14 protein-coding genes are annotated in these 19,989 nt (G+C 33.1%); 10 read left to right on the forward strand and 4 right to left on the reverse strand.

What is annotated here, in order from left to right; all coding sequences use genetic code 11:
• The first annotated feature begins 54 nt into the window (after nucleotides 1–54).
• From ELS83_RS12265 to ELS83_RS12285, 5 genes are all read left to right on the forward strand, one after another.
• Nucleotides 55–3,264 carry a DNA methyltransferase gene (locus ELS83_RS12265; RefSeq protein WP_171595850.1) on the forward strand — a complete coding sequence of 1,070 codons (3,210 nt, stop codon included), beginning with the start codon at nucleotides 55–57 and terminating at the stop codon, nucleotides 3,262–3,264.
• Between the two features lie 9 nt (nucleotides 3,265–3,273).
• Nucleotides 3,274–6,366 (forward strand): DEAD/DEAH box helicase family protein, encoded by a 3,093-nt coding sequence (locus ELS83_RS12270; RefSeq protein WP_171595851.1) that lies wholly within the window; start codon nucleotides 3,274–3,276, stop codon nucleotides 6,364–6,366.
• Between the two features lie 530 nt (nucleotides 6,367–6,896).
• Nucleotides 6,897–7,673, forward strand: coding sequence for an ADP-ribosylglycohydrolase family protein (locus ELS83_RS12275; protein WP_171595852.1), 777 nt, complete (start codon nucleotides 6,897–6,899; stop codon nucleotides 7,671–7,673).
• Nucleotides 7,674–7,721: 48 nt separating this feature from the next.
• Nucleotides 7,722–9,413 (forward strand): hypothetical protein, encoded by a 1,692-nt coding sequence (locus ELS83_RS12280; RefSeq protein WP_171595853.1) that lies wholly within the window; start codon nucleotides 7,722–7,724, stop codon nucleotides 9,411–9,413.
• A 12-nt stretch (nucleotides 9,414–9,425) separates the two neighbouring features.
• Nucleotides 9,426–10,277 carry a helix-turn-helix transcriptional regulator gene (locus tag ELS83_RS12285; RefSeq protein WP_171595854.1) on the forward strand — a complete coding sequence of 284 codons (852 nt, stop codon included), beginning with the start codon at nucleotides 9,426–9,428 and terminating at the stop codon, nucleotides 10,275–10,277.
• A 9-nt stretch (nucleotides 10,278–10,286) separates the two neighbouring features.
• On the opposite strand, the gene ELS83_RS12290 is transcribed toward ELS83_RS12285, so the two are convergent.
• From ELS83_RS12290 to ELS83_RS12305, 4 genes are all read right to left on the reverse strand, one after another.
• A complete protein-coding gene (locus tag ELS83_RS12290) occupies nucleotides 10,287–10,787 on the reverse strand; it encodes a hypothetical protein (protein ID WP_171595855.1) in 501 nt (166 codons plus the stop codon).
• A gap of 99 nt (nucleotides 10,788–10,886) precedes the next feature.
• Nucleotides 10,887–11,573, reverse strand: coding sequence for a hypothetical protein (locus tag ELS83_RS12295; RefSeq protein WP_171595856.1), 687 nt, complete (start codon nucleotides 11,571–11,573; stop codon nucleotides 10,887–10,889).
• Between the two features lie 2 nt (nucleotides 11,574–11,575).
• Complete coding sequence (locus tag ELS83_RS12300; RefSeq protein WP_171595857.1) at nucleotides 11,576–12,391, reverse strand: DUF7663 domain-containing protein; 816 nt, start codon at nucleotides 12,389–12,391, stop codon at nucleotides 11,576–11,578.
• Nucleotides 12,392–12,457: 66 nt separating this feature from the next.
• A complete protein-coding gene (locus ELS83_RS12305) occupies nucleotides 12,458–13,141 on the reverse strand; it encodes a hypothetical protein (protein WP_171595858.1) in 684 nt (227 codons plus the stop codon).
• Nucleotides 13,142–13,278: 137 nt separating this feature from the next.
• On the opposite strand from ELS83_RS12305, the gene ELS83_RS12310 reads away from it, so the two are divergent.
• From ELS83_RS12310 to ELS83_RS12330, 5 genes are all read left to right on the forward strand, one after another.
• Nucleotides 13,279–13,740, forward strand: coding sequence for a hypothetical protein (locus tag ELS83_RS12310; RefSeq protein ID WP_171595859.1), 462 nt, complete (start codon nucleotides 13,279–13,281; stop codon nucleotides 13,738–13,740).
• Between the two features lie 10 nt (nucleotides 13,741–13,750).
• Entirely contained in the window at nucleotides 13,751–14,194 is a 444-nt protein-coding gene (locus ELS83_RS12315) for a WapI family immunity protein (RefSeq protein WP_171595860.1), read from the forward strand.
• 5 nt (nucleotides 14,195–14,199) lie between these two features.
• A complete protein-coding gene (locus tag ELS83_RS12320) occupies nucleotides 14,200–14,751 on the forward strand; it encodes a YqiA/YcfP family alpha/beta fold hydrolase (RefSeq protein WP_171595861.1) in 552 nt (183 codons plus the stop codon).
• 202 nt (nucleotides 14,752–14,953) lie between these two features.
• Nucleotides 14,954–16,810, forward strand: a complete 1,857-nt coding sequence (recD, locus tag ELS83_RS12325; protein ID WP_171595862.1) for an exodeoxyribonuclease V subunit alpha — start codon at nucleotides 14,954–14,956, stop codon at nucleotides 16,808–16,810.
• Nucleotides 16,811–16,812: 2 nt separating this feature from the next.
• The gene (locus ELS83_RS12330; protein WP_171595863.1) at nucleotides 16,813–19,989 is read left to right on the forward strand and encodes an exodeoxyribonuclease V subunit gamma; all 3,177 of its coding nucleotides are present in this window, start codon (nucleotides 16,813–16,815) and stop codon (nucleotides 19,987–19,989) included.

Below are 19,989 nucleotides of genomic sequence, written 5' to 3' on the forward strand. Positions count from 1 at the left end.
TACCTCACTGGTGATAATAACTTCGGATATATTAGGATTTAAATAGAGAATTAAATGAGCAATTCAATAAATAAACTAAGATTTTTTCTGAAAGAAATGTTCCAATTCAACGAGAATGATTTGGATTTTGGTATTTATAAGATATACAACCTTAAAAGGAAGCAAATAGAGGCTTTTATTGATGGTGAGAATGTAAATGATCTTAAACCAACAATTGAGAAGATTTTAAATAAAGTTAAGCAAGAAAATCAGAAAAATGACTCCCTCGAACTGTGTAATTTTCTTAAAGGTTTAAATCAAGACAAATTATTAGAAGATCCGGAAGCTAATTATCAGCAACTTGAATTATTCATAGGAACTGAACAAAATGCCGAAAAAAAGGCAAAACATATAGAAACACTAAATAAATTATCCAAATCAGAAGAGATTTCTGATGCTTTGAAAGATCAAATTTATAATCATATACTTAGCTTCTTTCAATTGTATTTCTCTAATGGAGATTTTGGATACAATGATCGTAGCAGAGACATTTATAAAGTTCCATATGAAGCTGATTACAATGGTTCAGATACGATGTTCCACTGGAAGCATAAAGGTAGTCTATACGTAAAAACAGGAACCTCATTTAATGCAATAAAGTTTAATCTTAATGGAGAAAAAATAGAGTTTCGTTTAGAAACAAATACCGAGAGTGAAAATGAGGAAGTTGCTCGTAACAATAATAAGGATAGTCAACTAAAACATTATCGCTTTGACAGAATTGAAAAGTATGATGACGTCTATCAAGTAATATTCAACCTCAGTGATGCTTCAAGTTCTAAAGTGGATATTTTCAAAGCTATATATCAAGAGATATTCCCAAAGATCTCGATCGATAAATATCTCACTTACTCAGAATTTAATAAAAAACAACAAAAGGATGTAACAAAAAATGTTTTTGTTGACTTAACTAAAGACTTTGATAAGGTTCAGAACGGACAGATAAAAGGATTATCTGCTCTAAGACAAAAAAAAGAAAAAGTTGCGAAATCTGCTAAAAAGAATTTTGAACAAGGGACAAAATTGTATGATGAAAGTGAAAACAAATTTTTAGATGAAACCCTTGCACAACTATATGCACTAGATCAAAAACTAAATAGCTTTTATATCGGAAATGATTCTGACTATTTTATTCATGAGAACTTGAATAAATTCTTAAGTAATGAAAAACAACGTTACGTTAAGAACTACATCTTTGATGATCTAGAAAGCATTTATAAAGGAAAATTAGATAATACAACAATCCTCATTGCAAACGCATTTGATCAAGTAAGTAGCAGAATAATTGAGTTTTTGAGTGCTATTGAAGATTTCCAAAAACACCTTTTTACAAAGAAGAAGAAGGTTGTAGAAAGTGAATATTGCATTACGTTGGATTATGTAGATGAAAAACACTACTTAGAAATTTTAAATAACAAAGCGCAACTTAATGAATGGAAAGAGTTGTTTCGTTTGGAAGTTAACACGATTGAAGATTTAAAAGGCAATCCAACCTTGGTTCTGGATACTAAGTTCTTTAATAAAGGTTGTAAAAATACTTTAAAAGATAAAATACTTTCAGATATTGAAGATGTAGATCAAAAAACAAACGGCATATTGTTAAATACAGAAAACTGCCAAGGTTTAAAATTAATTGAAAACAAATTCAAAAAAAATATTGATTGTATTCATATAGACCCACCTTATAATACAGACACTAGTGGTTTTCTTTATAAAAACGAGTTTAAACATTCAAGCTGGGTTACAATGATGCAGAATAAAATTATGCTGAGCTCTGAATTGTTCAATAAGGATGCCTTGTTCCTGACCCATATTGATGAAAACGAGTATGAGAGTCTCTTTAAAATCTTTGATGAATCAAAATTTACCAATTTAGGAACAATAATTTGGGATAAAAGAAACCCAATGAATGGAGGAGCAGGAATTGCTAATCAACATGAATTCGTGCTATGTTTCAGTCCAGATAACCCACGAATATTTCGAAGTAAAAAACTTATTAATGAAATACTGGATAAGGCAGAGGAGTTGATCAAAAGTGAGGGTGTAGTAAATGATAATGTGAGAAAAAAATTTAGCAAATGGATAAACAATAATGATTCGCTTTCTGGAGGAGCTAAAGCTTATAAATATATTGATGACAGTGGTAGGGTTTATCAAAGTGTTAGTTTAAGAGCACCAGAACCAAGAAAAGATAAAAAATTTCATCAACCATTGATTCATCCTGAAACAAATAAGCCTTGTTCAATGCCACCCAATGGTTTTTCTCGTACACCTGATACTTTAAAACAAATGCTGGAAAATGGAGAAATATTGTTTGGTAAAGATGAATCCATTCAACCTAGACAGAAATCAATCTTAGCAAGAAATACACTGTTTCAATTACCTTCTGTAATACAAGATGCAAAAAAAGGAAAGGCTGATACAGATAAATTAGGCGTTCAGTTTCCTTATTGTCATCCTGTTTCCTTATATAAAGAATTGGTTGGTCTTGAATCAATTAAAAATGACGCAATAGTATTAGATTTTTTTGCAGGGTCAGGTACAACAGGGCAAGCAGTAATAGAACTAAACAAAGAGGAAAATAAGAATAGAAAATACTTGCTTATGGAAATGGGTAACTACATGAGAGCTATTACTAAACCAAGAATTCAGAAAGTTATTTATTCCAATAATTGGCAAAAAGGTATACCTATTGATTCAAATGGTTCGAAAAAACATATTTTTAAATATCAGGTACTAGAACAATATGAAGATCTCCTCGATAATTTAATAGTTCCTGATATTAAAGTGCCTGAGCATCTTCCATTAAAATACTTATATAAACCAGAGGAAAATTCATTAGACAGTACCCTTGATATCTTCAATCCATTTGACAATAAAATTAAATATGGTCAACCAAGTCAGGAAGGTTTTATTGATTTAATAGAAACTTACAATTATCTGCAAGGCTATTTTGTTAAGACTATAAAGGCTTATGAAATAGATAAAAAATATTTCAAAGTGGTTGAAACAACCAATGGAGAATTGGTAATTTGGAGAGATGTTAATGTAAATGAGGATGATAGTCAACAAATTATTGATATTGCCTCAAAATACGATGAAATACATACCATTGAGGTAAATGCAGAATTTGCCAACTTAAAGTTAGATAAAAACAATCTTCTAAAGTTTGGTGATAAAGAAATCGAAATCAAAATAATAACTAAAGAAGTATTCAACCATTAAAAGAACGCAATGGAATTAAGATTATACAACTATCTGCGTTCGGTTGGTTTAAAAAATACAGACGTAGATTTTAGAGATTCAATTTATCAGGACAGATTAGAAAATTTTGATAAAAACTTAGGATTAGATAATAAACTATTAGATAAGATTAAAAAATATTTAAAAACGTATAATGAATATTTAAAGTCAAACTTTAAGCCTGAAGTATCATTAAGATATTATCAAATTTTATCACTCTATTATAGTGAACTTTATTTCAATAAAAGAAATGAGAGTGATTTTATTTTTTCTAAAGACAACTTAGCTTATTGGATGGCAACAGGTAGTGGTAAAACTATTGTCATGCACTTAAATATTCTACAATATCTATCTTTCAATAAAAATTTCAAAGATTTTGAAATTATCATGACTACTCCAGGGGTGAATCTGATTGAGCAGCATGAAAGAGAGTTAAAACCGTATTTGGATTTCATAAACAAAGGGTACAGAAATACCATTAAACTTATTATTGATACTACTCAGGGATTGGTTAGCAAGGCGGAAAAAATACCCGATTATTTTGAAGCTCCTGATACCAAAACATTCAGAAGGTTAATTTTAGTTGATGAAGCTCACATTGGGCTTGGAACTAACAGTGATATGGGTAAGTTTATGAATTTGAGAAAGAAGCTTAATAAACGAAATAGTTTTCTTTTTGAATATTCTGCCACCTTTCACAATATCAATACAAAACTTGAAAATGAATATGAAAAGGCAATAGTCTATGATTACAATTACAACTTGTTTTATAGAGATGGTTATGGAAAAGATTATTTTTTTCAGCAAATTGGAGATGATATTTTAAATAAAGATATTGATGATAACTTACACCACAATCTGCAAGTAATTAATGAAAAAATTGAACTCTGGAAATCAGCAGATTATTCAATTCAGAAAAACTTATTTAAAGCTTCTCATTTTCCAGACAAACCATTAATTGCCTTCATGGGTAATACTGTAAACAATAAGGACAAATCCGCAAAAAATGAAGATGATGAAGTTTCAGATATTACCAATATTGTTAACTTCTTGGCTAAATTAACAGAAACTGAAAAGAGGAAGTACAAACACCTTTTCAATGATGAAACCCAAGGAAAACTTACTTTGACTCGAAATCCTGAAACAGATGATGAAATACTACTTTCATATGGAATAGGTGGATACTGGGGAATAGTGAACGTTGGAAATGGAGCAAAATTTATTAATGACCTTAACAATGACAATGATATTTTTATAAAGAATACGAGAGATCAAATCATTGTTTCTAATATTGAACGTTACTCTTTTAAAAATATTGATCATAAGTCGTCGCCAATTAACGTATTAATAGGTAGCAGAAAGTTTGCGGAAGGTTGGAATTGCTTTAGGGTATCAGTTATAGGGCTGATTAATTTGGGAAGTTCCAAGGGAAATAAGATTATTCAAATATTTGGTAGAGGTGTCAGAATTAAAGGATTAAAGAATGATGGTAAAAGAACGTTTGCAGCTCATTATGAAGATTACTTTAGTCTCGATAAAATAAAAGAAGATGAAAAACTAAGAATGCTCGAAACGCTTTGTGTTTTTTCATTAAATAGGACTTATTTGGAAAAGTTTCTTGATACCGTTAATAAAGAGCTTTCAATATCAAAACAATTTGAAGTTGTAGTTAAACCTAGTATAATAAAATTAAACAAGGGTAAAGAGCTAGAATTTGAAAAGTTAAAAAAACACTTGCCAATTTTCAAATTATCAAAAACGGAAGTGCACCAAAAAAGAGTTAGCCTTAATGGGAACAATCAATTTTCAATTGAATACCAACAAAATGGCAATATAGAAAAAGGTGATGTAAATAATTTTTCAATTAAGTTAGATTATAGGACTAAAAAGGATGAAATTGGCGTTGATATTCTTGGAGAGTTGTCTTCTTTTTATCGAAATTATTCTGTTTTCATTGACCAAAGAAAAATCAATGCAGTGATTTCTGAATTTGAATTTGAAAATGGGCTTTTTATAACAACTAAATCAAAAAAGATAACATTTAAAGATATTCTACCTTTTGTTTATGAAGTTAAAATTTCTGAAAAGAAGGATAAGGATAAAAAGTCAATTGATCATGCTAATATTGACTTTATTGAAAATGTAGTTAACCAAGTGACCCTTGATTTTTTGAAGAAACTAAAAAATAAAGTAAACTGGTATATAAATAACAATAACTACAAATACAATGAAGAACTGAAACAAAGTTCGGAAACTGAAAAAGGAGATTTCATTGAAAGCTACTATATTATAAAATCTATTGATACTACTAAGGAAGTAAGTGGTAAAACGAAGTTTAAGTCTGATGCCGAAATTGAAAATGAAATTCAGAATTTTGAGAATACTATTGAAGAAATCACTGAACGTTTAAAAATTGAAAATATTGGCAATCACATTTATCATCCTTTATTACGAGAAACAAATAATGTAATCGAAGATGAGAAAGAATTAAAAATAACTCCAGATAAATTAAATTCTGGTGAAAAGAAATTCATACAAGATGCAGCACAATTCTTCTCGCATAATATAGATTACAAAGATTTTGATATTTACCTCATGCGAAATGTAGAATCTTTAAAAAGCATCGGTATTTATCTGAATGATGATTCACAGGTATTTTATCCTGATTTTGTTTTGTGGCTAGTTTCTGCCAATATAACCTATATCAATTTCATTGATCCTAAAGGTCAAATGGGTTTGCAAGATGCTCAAACTTTAAGCATGAATGAAAAGGTTAATATCGCCGATAAGTCTAAAAATGAAACTTTGGTTTTATTGGAGAAAGAATTAAAGAAAACCCATAACAAAGATTTCATTCTAAATTCCTTCTTATTACTTCGAGATAGTTCGAATATGGGAACAAAAGGGGTGAGCTCAAATCTAGAATGGCAAAAATCAAACATGATTGACAAACATATACTAAGATTAAATTGGCATGCAACTGACGAAAGTGAAGGTTTTGTAGATGAAAATCTACTTCCTGGAGGGAAGAGTTATCTCGAATTAATGATGGAAAAAACATTGAATCCAGTTGTTCAAGAATAAATCAATTTATGATTTTATAGTCTATATTAGTTGTTATAGTTAAGGATTCTTTGGAATGAATCAAACTAAAATAAATATAAAGCCTCCAACTCAGGAGGCTTTTCCATTTAATAAATCCCAGCCCAATCCTCATTAAGCCCACTATTAGCAAAAAGGCAGCTATATAAAATCCATTGAATCCCTTACTTTTAAAAAAGAGAGTCTGCAAATCTTTTAGGCATACAAGTCTGTTCAAAGAGGTATTTCAAAATATTTTGGAACAGGTGCCACAATGACAAATAATAATTATTGGTTATATCAGAAGTTAAATGAATACACTATTAAAGAAAATAATTCTGCATTAGATTTTTACGACGACAGTTGGTATGGCTTATTTGTTGATTAAATGAATGAGATTATAGAACAGTATTTATAGAAAATCATTCAGGTTTTTGAGGTCTGGAAATCAATTTGCAAAGAATAATTCTTCTCCGCCAGCATTTGGCATAGCTACATACTAATTTTGTATCAAACTAAAACTTAAAACAATTATGATAGGAGCAATAGCAGGAGATATTATCGGTTCGGTATTCGAATGGAACAATTACAAGGGAATCGACTTTGAATTGTTTCAAGCGAATTCTGATTTTACTGATGATTCGGTATTAACAATAGCCACCGCTGAAACTTTATTAAAAGGAGATGATTATGCCAATATGTATCAAACCTATGGGCGGTATTATCCAAACCGAGGATATGGTGGAAGATTTGCCTCCTGGATATACGATGATTTTGCACAGCCATACAATTCCTGGGGCAATGGATCGGCCATGCGTGTAAGTCCGGTGGGGTTTTATTGCAATTCGCTTGATGAAGTGCTTAAAGAAGCCAAAAAATCGGCAGAGGTAACTCATAATCATCCTGAAGGCATAAAGGGAGCCCAGGCAACTGCATTGGCAATTTTTCTGGCTCGGTCGGGCAACAGCAAAGAAGCCATACGCGAAATAATTACCAATTTGTTTGCCTACAATTTAGATCGTACTTGCGAGCAAATACGTCCCGATTATGAATTTAACGAATCTTGCCAGGGAACGGTTCCCGAGGCTATTATTGCATTTTTGGATAGTAGCGATTATGAATCGGCAATTCGTTTGGCCATTTCGCTTGGTGGCGATAGTGATACCATTGCTTGCATTACCGGTAGCATCGCTCAAGCCTACTACAAAGAAATTCCTGAGTACATCCTAAACAAGGTAAATGACATTTTGCCTACTGAATTCAAGGAGATCATAGCACAATTCGAAAGAAAAACTTATATCAGCTTGTAAAGTAAATCAGCATCTTTTTTGTTATTAATTCTAAAAACTACTACCCCTATGTCATTATCCATAGACTACGATACAAGTTTGCTTAGTTTTCGCTACCACCTGAGTTTGTATGCCGATAATCTTAGCGAGTTTTATCTCAAGCACAAAAACATCATTAACAACATGATGGAAGAAGATGCCCAACAATGTATTCAGGAACTGCACATGTGGTGCGAAACGGTTCAGGAATTGTTAATTGTGGCCGAACTGGCCGAATCATCTGAACTACGAGATATACAAAAAAGTCTGATTGAAGAGGCATGGAAGAAATCCAATGATTTTTACGATTCCCACGAATGTTTGCTCGTAATTTTGGATTCGGGTTTTTACAGTGAGGCAGAAGAACAAGATTTTTATACGAAATCTTATGCTTTGGCCGAATTTACCTGGGAATTCATGAAGATGAGTATGGTACAGGAGAATGGTTTTTGCATTAATATCAGAGCAGAAAAGGCATTTGAAGATGCAAGAGTGGTAGCCAACACATTCTATGATTTTATTGATGTGGCCGAAGGATATTTACTGCACAATTCAAATGAAATAAAGGCTCTAGAGTCATACGAAAAAGCATTCGAGTTGGTCGAAGAAGAGGAAGATTATGAGGATTTGTACACCAGTATTTCTGGCAGACAGTGGAGCTGTAATGGAGCCATGCTTCTATTGGAAAAGATTTTTGATCAAGCCCAATCGGTAGAGCTGAAAGATAAAATTTTTAAGAGATATGCCGAGCATTTGTGGGATAAAAAGAAAGCGGCAAATAAATGGTCCGATTGGTGTTTTGAAGTTTTGCTGAACAAAAATTGGAAAGATCTCACTTTCTTCACTAAAAGAACATACAGAAAATATGCTTCTCCACTGCGAAAACTATTGCGCAAACATGAAATTCAGAATCCAATTATTACTGCCAATGTGATCGCCTATGCCGAATTTTTAAAGTTTTTGCACAATAGCAAAGAACAAGCCACAGAATTAATAAACGAAGCCATACAAAAGGAGTTGGACGATGAGGAGGAGTGTTTGCCTCATGCATTAATTGATTTGGGCGATTGTGCCCTTCGTCTGTTAAAAGATAAGGAGTTGAGTATTCTTGCAATAAATGCTGCTCTCGATCGTGTAGATGGAGTAGAAGAGTATCTGAAATTGTTAAAAGTGGTGAATAATACCCTTCAAGACAAGGATTTAATGAATAGATGCGCCAGTCGTTGCATTGAGAAAATGATTCCTAACGAATTTGAGTATTATCAGTTGGCAAATTTTTTGGCCATACACAAGTGCAATTCGGAATTGATACGAAAATCGCTGAATAAAGCCATAAAGGCAGCGAAAAGTTTTAATGAGTTTGAAATAATTGCCAGTGTTGTAAAAACGCATGACTTAAATGATTTTAAGGATAAGGTTTGCAACATGCTGTTTTGTTACGCTAGTATAGGACATGAATATATTAATTTGGCACATACAATGCATTATCTAGATAGGGTAGACGATAGAAATACTTGTGTGGAAAGAGCAAGTGAGGTATCAAAATGCACAAGTGAATTTTCATCAATAATAAGATTTATGTATTTTTCATTGTCCAATATCGAAAAGGCAAAAATAATTTTCCATAAAGCATTTGATTTGGCATCAACTACCAATGATTTCAAATTGGTTGTGCAAGATGCCAAATTGCTATGGGGAACCGAATGGAAAAATGCCTTTTAAAAAAGAAATTACATGTCGCAACAAGCTACAATTAAACGTTACTTATTACTGATTGAAAAAGTAAAAAAAGGGAATTACCCTAGTAAACAGGAACTGATTGATTTGTTAAACGATCAGGGATTGAAATGTTCCGAACGGACTTTTCAACGTTCATTGGAAAGTATCCGGAACGAATTTGGTGTTGAGATAGAATACAATACCATTCGTCGGGGATATTTTATTAATGATGACATTAGTGTTGATTACGAGCCATTTATCCGCTTTTTGGACATTGCCCAATCGGCCAATACCTTAATCGAGACGCTTAGCGATGGTCGGGAAGCTTTAAAATATATCCATTTTGATACCAGCGCCAACATGATGGGCATACATTATCTGCAACCCTTATTACGGGCAGTAAAAGACAATTTACAAGTACGCATAAGCTATTCTCATTTTGAAGAGAAGGATGAAAAAACCTTCGTATTAAATCCTGAATTGCTGAAGGAATATATGAATCGTTGGTATGTTACCGGCCATGTTGATTATACCGATGGTGTAAGAATTTATGCTTTAGATCGGATCAAAAATATTGAATTGCTGCCTGAAACTTTTGAGCGAAAAATGGGAAGTGCCGAAGATGTTTTTGGCGATATTATTGGTGTAAACTTTTCGGGAGAAGAGGTCAAGAGAATTGTGCTGTCTTTTACTCCCTGGCAAGGCAATTACATTCGCACCTTACCTATGCACCCTTCTCAGGAAGTTTTAATCGATAATGATGAAGAATTCAGAATTGCCATTAGAGTTAAACCTAATTTTGAATTATGGCAACGCATTCAAATGTATGGCGATCAGGTGAAGGTGTTAGAGCCGGCAGATTTGTAGAATTATGGATTATTTGTTTTGTGTTTTTAGCTCGAAGATCTTTTGATTTTCGATAATTTTCAATTGCAGTTTTTCACTATATTGGCTTGTATATTCTACAATTGAATACAGAGCATCGGAGCTTAAATCCAATGGCAATTCATAAATTAGGTAGAGCACATCATACCCATTTTCTGTTTTTGAATAGACCGATCCAATAATTGACTCTTTGGCACCTTTAAGCAAATCACATGCCGAATAATCCTGTTTAGGATATCTGTATATTTCAAGATAGGCTTCAAAATACAGAAAATCGCATAAGTTAGATAGAGAATCGGGGAGAATAAGAGGATTGGCTTTAAATTCATCGGAATGCCATAATTCATAACCATTATGAGTTTTCTGGTAGTTCAAATTTGCTTTTTCGAGCCAATTCTCTAAATACTTATCATTCTTGCTCTTCTTTTCACCAGCCATAATTTGAACAAGACTTACTAAAATAAACGTAATCAACAAAAAGGAGTGTTTCATAACTATATAATTTGGTTTGTCTTAAATATAAACACCCTCTATGCCAAAGCATGACGTATGAATAAGAAAAAAGCTGGAGTATTAATCCAGCTTTTTTTATTAGTCATTTAACAGTTTAAGTGTTTCTCCAATAATTTCAAGATGTTTTTCATTGTCTAGATTTAAACAATTGGTTTCCACCAAGGGCCGTAGTAATAAGAAGGGATCATTGATATCTTTTTCTTTGTGATGTGAATGAATGTGCGAATGAACTCTTGATTCTATTTCTTCAAGCATAAATTCGGAGCTTAAAAAGTCCTGTATTTTTCCTGCTGATTTTATCTGAAACTGATAAGCACTCTTATTAAATTTATCTAACAATCTGTTTAAATCAGTCTCATCAAATTTATTCTTACTGCTAAAAAAAGCATCCATTTCTGATATCCATTTTTTCACATCTTCAGGATCCCAATTTCTATTTTCTGCTTCACTTTCAAAATATTCTATATCATCTGGATCATCATATTCGCCAGTAAAGTGGGTTAAATCATAACTGTCTGTTATCGCTCCGCAATCTTCTACACAAGTATGACTTAGTTCTGATGCTTGTAGGCCGTAAGCAATAAAAGCCAGGGCATTTTCGTAATTAGGAAATACTTCAAGCATATAAATCGGAGGCCCTAGGCTTGGATCTTCGTCGCATAGTATTAGTAAAAATATATCCTCTTTCTTTATGGTATCGCCATCAAAGCCATTGTTTATGCCTCTGCCATCATATTTTTCTCTTAATGCAGTAATTGTTTTCATATTTATTTAATGATTTGATATACACTGTTATTGTTTGTCATTTGTTCTTTATACTCGAAAGGAAGAGAAGCACATTTCTTTAATTTTCGATTTTTTGAAGCCATTTTTTCAAGAAAGAGTGGTTCTGTAAAATCGGTAAAAGTAATTACATAATCAGGATCAAATCCTTGTGATTGATAATGATCCTCGTGTTCGTAAATTTCTTTGATGATACTTCGCTTGCAATTGCCAAATCCGTTTCCTTCTCTTGTGGCACACAGATATTGAACATCAACAGCTTTTTCATTTAGAATAACATTTTGAAGGCAATTGATATTTTCCATTTGCAGATAAATGATTTTGGTTGTCTCTTTGAAATTTTCACTCAGACTTTCAATTTCAATATTCAATAAGAAGGCATCATTTTCCTGGTATGTTAATGGATCTTGCACATGATCACTTACTATAAATTCATCGCTGATAGAATAATTGAGTCGTTCACGATCTATTTTTACAGGAATGTAGTCAATGGCCTTAATTCGTGTAAATTCATCTTCAAATAAAATAAACTCAGTTTTATTTTTTCTTTTCAACTTACGCTCCAACTGTTTCACTTCAGAGCCAAGGCAATTAAAAAGATACAATTCAGGCTTTTCAAGCTTTTCCCTATGGTATTTCAATTGATGATTAATGTGAAAATCAGTAAGGTAAACGGGGCCTCTGAAATCAGTTCCCGCACTTACATACCAAAATGTTTTGGGATGTTCGGCTAAGTTTTCAAAAAAGGCATTAAAGCCTGAAGAGTCTGAAATGGGTAGTAGTAGTTCTTTTAATATCATAATTCCAATCAAACTAAATATTTTATAGTAGAAAATAAGCTGTCAAGTTTGCCAAGTTCGATAAATTCACCTGTTGTCGTGAAGAATAAAAGTATTGCGATTGCCTTTTTCAATCTCATTTTCAAATTTTGGGCGTAATTTTTTTAGCTCTTCCTTTTCAACCCTTTGCAAATGTTCTCTGCTTGATTCAAAATCACCAATGTTTCGGTAAAGTTCTGCCAATCTGATTTGATCATTGTCATTCTCAATTTTGATAAGGTCTATTAGTTTCTTCACATTATTGATGTAGAATTGCTCATTTTCCTTGCTTAGATTTTTAATTTTCTTCTTTCGAAACCTGTGATTTAAATGTTGCCAAATATTATGCCTTACTACGATTTCACCCTCACCAATGTAATTCAAGGCTTCTTTTAAGGAATTGAAGCCTGGCAGAAATAAAGCCTTTGCATCTTGATATTTATCTTCTAAAATTGATGGATCGGTCTTATGAACTTTGTTTCCCATCATGTCTTCATCATACATTTCGAGCACGCTTGGGATATAAGCTTCACTTATTAAATCCTTGGTCAGAATGCATTTTTCACAATGCGCACAAATAGCAACTTCCAGCGAATTGATATACATACTTCCAACGATATAGTTATCGGACCATATCGTTGCTCCAAAAGTATTCATCGATCCATAGGTTTGCCTTTTAATCCATTTTCCACATTGCGGGCATGAAGAGATTTCTGTTCCTCCAAACATCATAATTTAATCAATTTTAAAGTTTCCACTAAACTATGACCTCGCATCGTCAAACTGTGACGACCTGATATTTTTAATGCCAGTGACACAGTTTGGCGTAGTGAATTTCTTTTTTTGTTATAGATCATTAATAACAAACTATGAAAGAAGGAAAAAGAAAGAGGGAAGTCTGGGAGTGGATTCCCCCTCAGAATAAAGAAAGTAAATTTGGAGGAGGCGAGATTCCTTATCCAAAGGTTGAAAACAGAATTCCATTGTTTGTAATAGATATGGATCATGAGAGTAATGAGGTGTTTTTTATCAATAACGGGAAAGAGAGTTTAAAGGAGGTAATTTCATCGAAAGTTGGAAATTGGCCTGTAAAAGAAGAAGATCGTAAATTTTCATATGAGAATGTCCTTCCTGGGGAGTTGGTGAAGATCGATGATTTTGATCCGATTTATGACTACAATGAATTGATTCAGCAAGATGTTTGTCTTGAGTTGGAAAATGGGGATAGAATGAAATTTTATTGCACATCTTATGGAAGCTGTGTGCCTCAAACTATATTGCTTTGGGATGATCAGGAGCTTGGTAAAGGTGTGAATAGGATTCAATATTAAAGAACTGCTCATGGTAATTAAAGGAAGAAAGAATCAGTCCGTTGCAATCAATATTTTGGGATATCAATTTCCTGATATCAAAAACGAGAAAAGCTATGATGCCAATTGGCTACAGATTAAGATTCGTGTGGATGGTTTATGTGGTGCCTGGCAAAAAACAGATCCAGCATTGCTAACCTGGGAGGTAGATGAATTAATTGAATGGATGCATGATTTATCGAACGACAATTGCACAATGGACTGCTTGTGCTTTACCGAACCCAATATGGTTTTTCAGTACTTGGGTATGGAAGAAAAACAGTACAAAATCAGAATTCATTTCGAATTGGAATTTCGAAATCCTCAACTGCCAAAAGATGAAGATTGCTACATAGACTGTCTGTATAGCAAGGAGAAACTTTTAGGTCTTTGCTTCGATTTAGAAGAAGAGTTACAATACTATCCAAAACGATAAACAAAATGATGCTTTACATTCACGGATTCAATTCAAGGGGAGAAGGAGAAAAATACAATAAACTGAAAACTCTCTTTCCTGATGTTCCAATTTACTCACCAACTTATGATAGTTCCAATTTTGATACAATTGATCAACTTTTGCATGGAATTGAATTAGATGAGAATACCATGTTCATTGGTTGCTCACTTGGGGGCTACCTGGCTTTATATTTTGCCTGTAAATATAAAGTGAAGGCCGTTTTATTGAATCCGGTGACTAATCCCATTAAACAGCTCACAAATCTTTTGGAATTGCAAAAGGGTGAATTAAATAAAACGGACTACCATCATTGGAAAGCAAATATTCAAAAACTTGATAAATTCAGAGTCAATGAAATAGGCAGTACTTCACTCAGTATTTTTGTGAATAAGGATGATGATGTTATTGACTGCAAGGATACCATAGATTTTTTTCAGGATAAAAGAAGTGTGGAAGTATTTGAATCTGGCGGACATCGATTTTCTGACCTGGAAAAAATTAAAAAGGATATAGAGTTTCATTATTATCAGATATAAAATCTGAAAGACTATATACCAGCCTTTAACTAATCAAATCTAGACTTGTATTCTATTTTTTATCGAAGCCATTTTGATGCCATGCAAGCATCTGAATTAATTTAAATAAATAAGATGCAATGTTAAAAAAAAGTATGATAAAATCTAATTGTTAATGTTAAATCAGTATTTTTAATCTCTTCACATAAGAAATGAATTGCATATGCCTCACACAATAGATGTTCACAAAGAGTTTGCCTCCTTCTTTAAGGATGAAATGCTGGAGACCGCAGCTTATTTAGTTTCAAAGAAACTGGAAGAAGGACATACTTGTATAAATATAGAAGACTTCAATAGTAAGCTGGCTCAAATAGAAAGGAATGAAGGTTCTCTTAAACCTATTGATATTGATGCATTAAAGAGAAGTCACTTTGTGAGTGAAAAAGCAGGGGAAATACAACCTTTTATTCTGCATGATGGTAACTTTTATTTGCATCGCTATTATAGTTACGAAACAGAAATCATTGAAAAGATTGAGCAGATGATTGCTTGTGAAAATGATTCTGATTTTAATGAAGAACTCTTGCTAAATCATAGAGATTTTATTCTTGATTTGTTTTCGGACCACAAGGTTTATAAAGAGTTCAGTAAGGAAGAGAATATTAATTGGCAATTGGTTGGCGCTATAACGGGCATGCTTTCTAATTTTTCCATTATTACGGGAGGACCGGGAACTGGAAAGACAACTGCAGTAGCTAAACTATTGGCCATTTTATACAACATTAAACCAGATATAAAAATAGCACTTGCAGCGCCTACGGGAAAAGCAGCGGCACGCATGAAAGAATCCTTAATGGCTGCTGTTATTCGAGGAGAGAGTGGCAATAGGCTCATACGAGAGCTGAATGATGATATGCAAAGCTTCACTAAGCTTACTGCAAGTACATTGCATCGACTGTTGGGATATCAGCCAGGCACTCATTATTTTAAGCATGATGAGAATAATCCCCTTGATTATGATGTGCTTATTGTAGATGAGAGTAGTATGATCGGGGCAAGTATGATGGCAAAGTTATTGAATGCGATAAAACCCACCTCAAAACTAATCATGCTTGGAGATAAAGACCAGTTGGCTTCGGTTGAGGCAGGTAGTATTTTTGGAGACATCTGTTTAACTCAGAAAGACAAGATGAACAAATTGAGTATGGAGCGAGTTGAGCTAATCAACAGCTACATTACTGAAGCAGATGCAGGATTAGATCAAGATGATTTGCTACAGGAAGCAATGAATAATAAACTGCAGCAGCATATAATTGAATTAAAAAAAAGCTGGCGATTTAAAAGTACAGAAGGGATTGGTGAGTTTAGTCATGCTGTTATTAATGGTTCTTTAACAGATGAATTAATCACCAAACCAGTATCTCAGGAAGGTCAATATGTAAAAGTTTGCAATGATTATGAATCGACAGACTTAACTGATTTGATGAATGGATTTAAAGCTTACATTAAAGAGGAAGATATAGTACAAGCTTTAATGAAATTAAACCAGGTTCGGTTTTTATGTGCCATTCGTTCAGGAAGATATGGTGTGCAGCATTACAATAGTTTGATTGGTTCTTACCTGGAAAATGAGGGGTGCTTAAATCCTTCAAGCACCTTTTTCGAAAATCAGCCCATCATGATAACAAAGAATAATAAAGAGCACAACTTATTTAATGGTGATATTGGCCTAATCAGGAAAGATGTATCAAGGGATAAGTTGATGGCCTATTTCGAAGATGGAGATGATGAATCAGGCTATAGGGCCATTCCAACCACCTATTTATCGGAGTTCACAACCGTTTTTGCAATGACAATTCATAAAAGTCAGGGATCGGAGTTTGAGCATGTGGGGATTGTTTTACCAGACGATGAAAATACGCCTTTGCTAACCCGTGAGTTAATTTATACTGCTATTACCAGGGCTAAACAGCGAGCCATTATTTTTTCCTCTAATGAAGTATTAAAAGCTGGCGTAGTTAGGCAAGTTGAAAGAGCTTCTGGAATCACTAATCGTTTTAATAAAACACAAAGCAAATAAAAATGGCATTACATTTATATTCATCAAACAGGATTGAGGAACTATCAGCTATTTTTAGTGAAAAGATAAAGAACAAAACAAGTTGGAACCAGGTTTCGCAAATTATTGTACAAGCAGAAGGTATACAAAAGTGGTTGGTAAAAGAAACGACCTCAAAAAATAAAATTTTTGCCAATTATGAATTTTATAGTCCAGATGGATTTATTGGTAACGTAAACCAACTGTTAATCAATTATGGGAATAGTTATTTTTCAACCGAAAATATAAAGTGGAAAGTTTTTATTTATTTGAAAGATGCAGATTTTGTAACGCAATTTCCAAAAGTTTCTAATTATTATGCAGAAGATGATATTAAACGGATTCAATTGGCAGGGAAAATTGCTGATTTGTTCGATCAATATCAGGTTTACCGTCCCAATATAATCGCAGCTTGGAATGATAATATAGAGATTGATACAACTTTTGATGATGATTTCAACAAACAGGAAAGATGGCAGAAGTGGCTTTGGCAAAAATTGAAATCAGAAAGCAAAGGAAAATACGATCAACTTCAACTAAAGCAAGGTTTATTGCAAAAACTGGAATCTGAGGATTTTCAAAACAAATTAAAACAGAATCATCCTGAAATCCACCTTTTCGGAATTGCCATTCTGTCTAATTATCATTGGGAGGTTTACCAGAAATTGGCATTTACTATCGATGTACACATTTACCTAACGAGTCCTGCAAAAGGTGCGGATTGGTATCAGAATTTGGCATCAAACCACGAAAATGATTTATTGGGAAGTTGTAAAGGTGTGAATGTTAATTTACATCAATTACTTCCAATGGAAAAGGCCCAACGATATTATAAGGAGGCCGAAGATATTAGTTTGTTGGCAACTATTCAGAATGACATTTTGAATAATACCCAGATTGGAATACGATCATACGATACATCTATTCTGGATACATCCATACAAATTGCTTCGTCCTATACACCCGTGCGCGAGGTAGAAGCACTTTATAACCATCTTTTACATGAATTTGAGAAGAATCCGGAACTTAAGGGAGCCGATGTGTCAGTTCAAATGACGGATGTAAATCTTTATGCACCTCTGATTAAAGCGGTGTTTGATAATGCTCCAAAGAAGATTCCTTACTTGATTTGCGACCAGTCTTATTCGGAGGGAGATTCTTTGATTAAAGCTTTGGATATATTCATAAATCTGCATCACTCTAATTTTAAAGCTGAGAATGTATTGCAGATGTTTGATTTTAAGGCTGTCCGAAAACGTTTTGGCATAACGGATGTAGAATTGATACGGGAAATCATTGCCGATGCCAATATTCGTTATGGTATTGAAGGAAGTATAGATGATGATACTTACTTGTTTAGTTGGAAGCATGGAATCAAGAAACTTGTGTTAGGTTACGCGTTAAAAGGAGGTGCTGAATATAAACTAGATGATACGGAGTTATTTCCCTGTGATTCATTGGAAGCTAACGAGGCCTTAAGCATTTTTAAAATCAAAGCATTTGCTGAGACAATATTTGCTTTATATGAACACTCCCAAGGTGAAAAATCCGTTGAAGAATGGAAAGACTACTTGTTAAATCATGTATTTCCTAATTTGTTCGATCTGGATGAGATATACGATGATGAGTTGGATTATATCTATAAGAAATTAGAAAATTTAAGCTCGATCACCATTGATATGGAAGAAAACATCTCCTTCCGAGTATTCCAGGAGGGATTAATGAATCTGCTGAACTCAGAAACCATTAACAGTGTTTATGCAAGTGGATTGGTAACCTTCAGCTCAATGATGTCGGTGCGATCTATACCTTTTAAGCATATTGCGGTCTTGGGCTTAAATTCCGATGAATTTCCGCGTAAGCAAAAAGCTTTAGGTTTCGACCTAATGGCCATTCAACCCATGGAGAACGATCGAAACATAAAGGACAATGATAAACACTTGTTTTTAGAAACCATTTTATCCGCAAAAGAACAGCTCTACTTTAGTTATATTGGTTCGAGCATTAAAGATAATTCCGAAATTCCTCCTTCTTTGTTGATTGAAGAATTGGAAGATTACATTATTTCAGGAACTGGTAAAAAGGACTGGTTTGAGGATAAAATCAAGTATAAACACCCTTTGCATGCTTCCAGTAAACAGTATTTTGTAGGACAAAAGTTTTTTACCTATCTAGGGCAGACAGTCGAAACGGAAACTTCAGAAGTACTTTCTGCAAATTTAACGAAGGAAGAGACTGATCTTAGTTTCGATGAAATTAGTTTGAATGATCTAATCAGTTTTTATAAGGATCCTTTTAAATGGTATTACAATAAGACTTTACAAATTTATTATTCAGACGACGCGATACTATTGCCTGAAGAAGAGCCATTTGAATTGGATCATCTTCAAAAGTGGTCGTTAAAAAATGAACTGGTTCAATTGGCGGTTGAAAATGAAGAACATTATCTCAAACGAAGAAAAAATGATGGTTTAATCCAGTTAGCCAATATGGCTGAAGCAGAAATCAGTTTAGAGAAAGAAGCTATTGAAAGTTTGAAAGTTGAGTATTTAAAACATGTGAATGGAAAGCCTTTAGAAGAAGCCATCGCCTTAAAAATTGGCGATAGTGTGTTAAGAGGTAAAATCTCAAATATTTTCGGGGAAGCTCATTTGCATTATAATGTATCAGGAGTAAATAGTCAGCCAAAATATTTAGTAGAATTATTCATTAAGCATTTGGCCTATAAGGTGACCAATACGAGCGCCAAATCAATATTTATCAGTAATGACTATAAATTCTCATTAAATGAAGATTTTATTAGTGTTGAAGAATCGAAAGAAATTTTAGAGCAATTACTAACCATTTATAAGCAAGGGCATAATGAAATTATACCTTTTACTCCCCAGGCTGGATTATTATTGATTCATCAATTGTATCACGACAGAAAAATTGTTGAAAAAGATATCGCAATTCAAAATGCATTAATAAATATTTGTGATAGATACCCGAGTGAATACATTGTCAAAGAAGCTTCATTAGGATATTTTGAATTTCTATTATCGGATAAAGATTCATTAGGCAAAGCTCATAAAAAGAAGTTAGATCGAATGCAAGATATACTCTTTCAATTAAGTGAAATATTGTTCTGTAAATTAAGCACCCTAATCTCAACACTATAA

It is taken from the genome of Marinifilum caeruleilacunae (genome assembly GCF_013141825.1).
Classification (GTDB): Bacteria; Bacteroidota; Bacteroidia; order Bacteroidales; family Marinifilaceae; genus Marinifilum; species Marinifilum caeruleilacunae.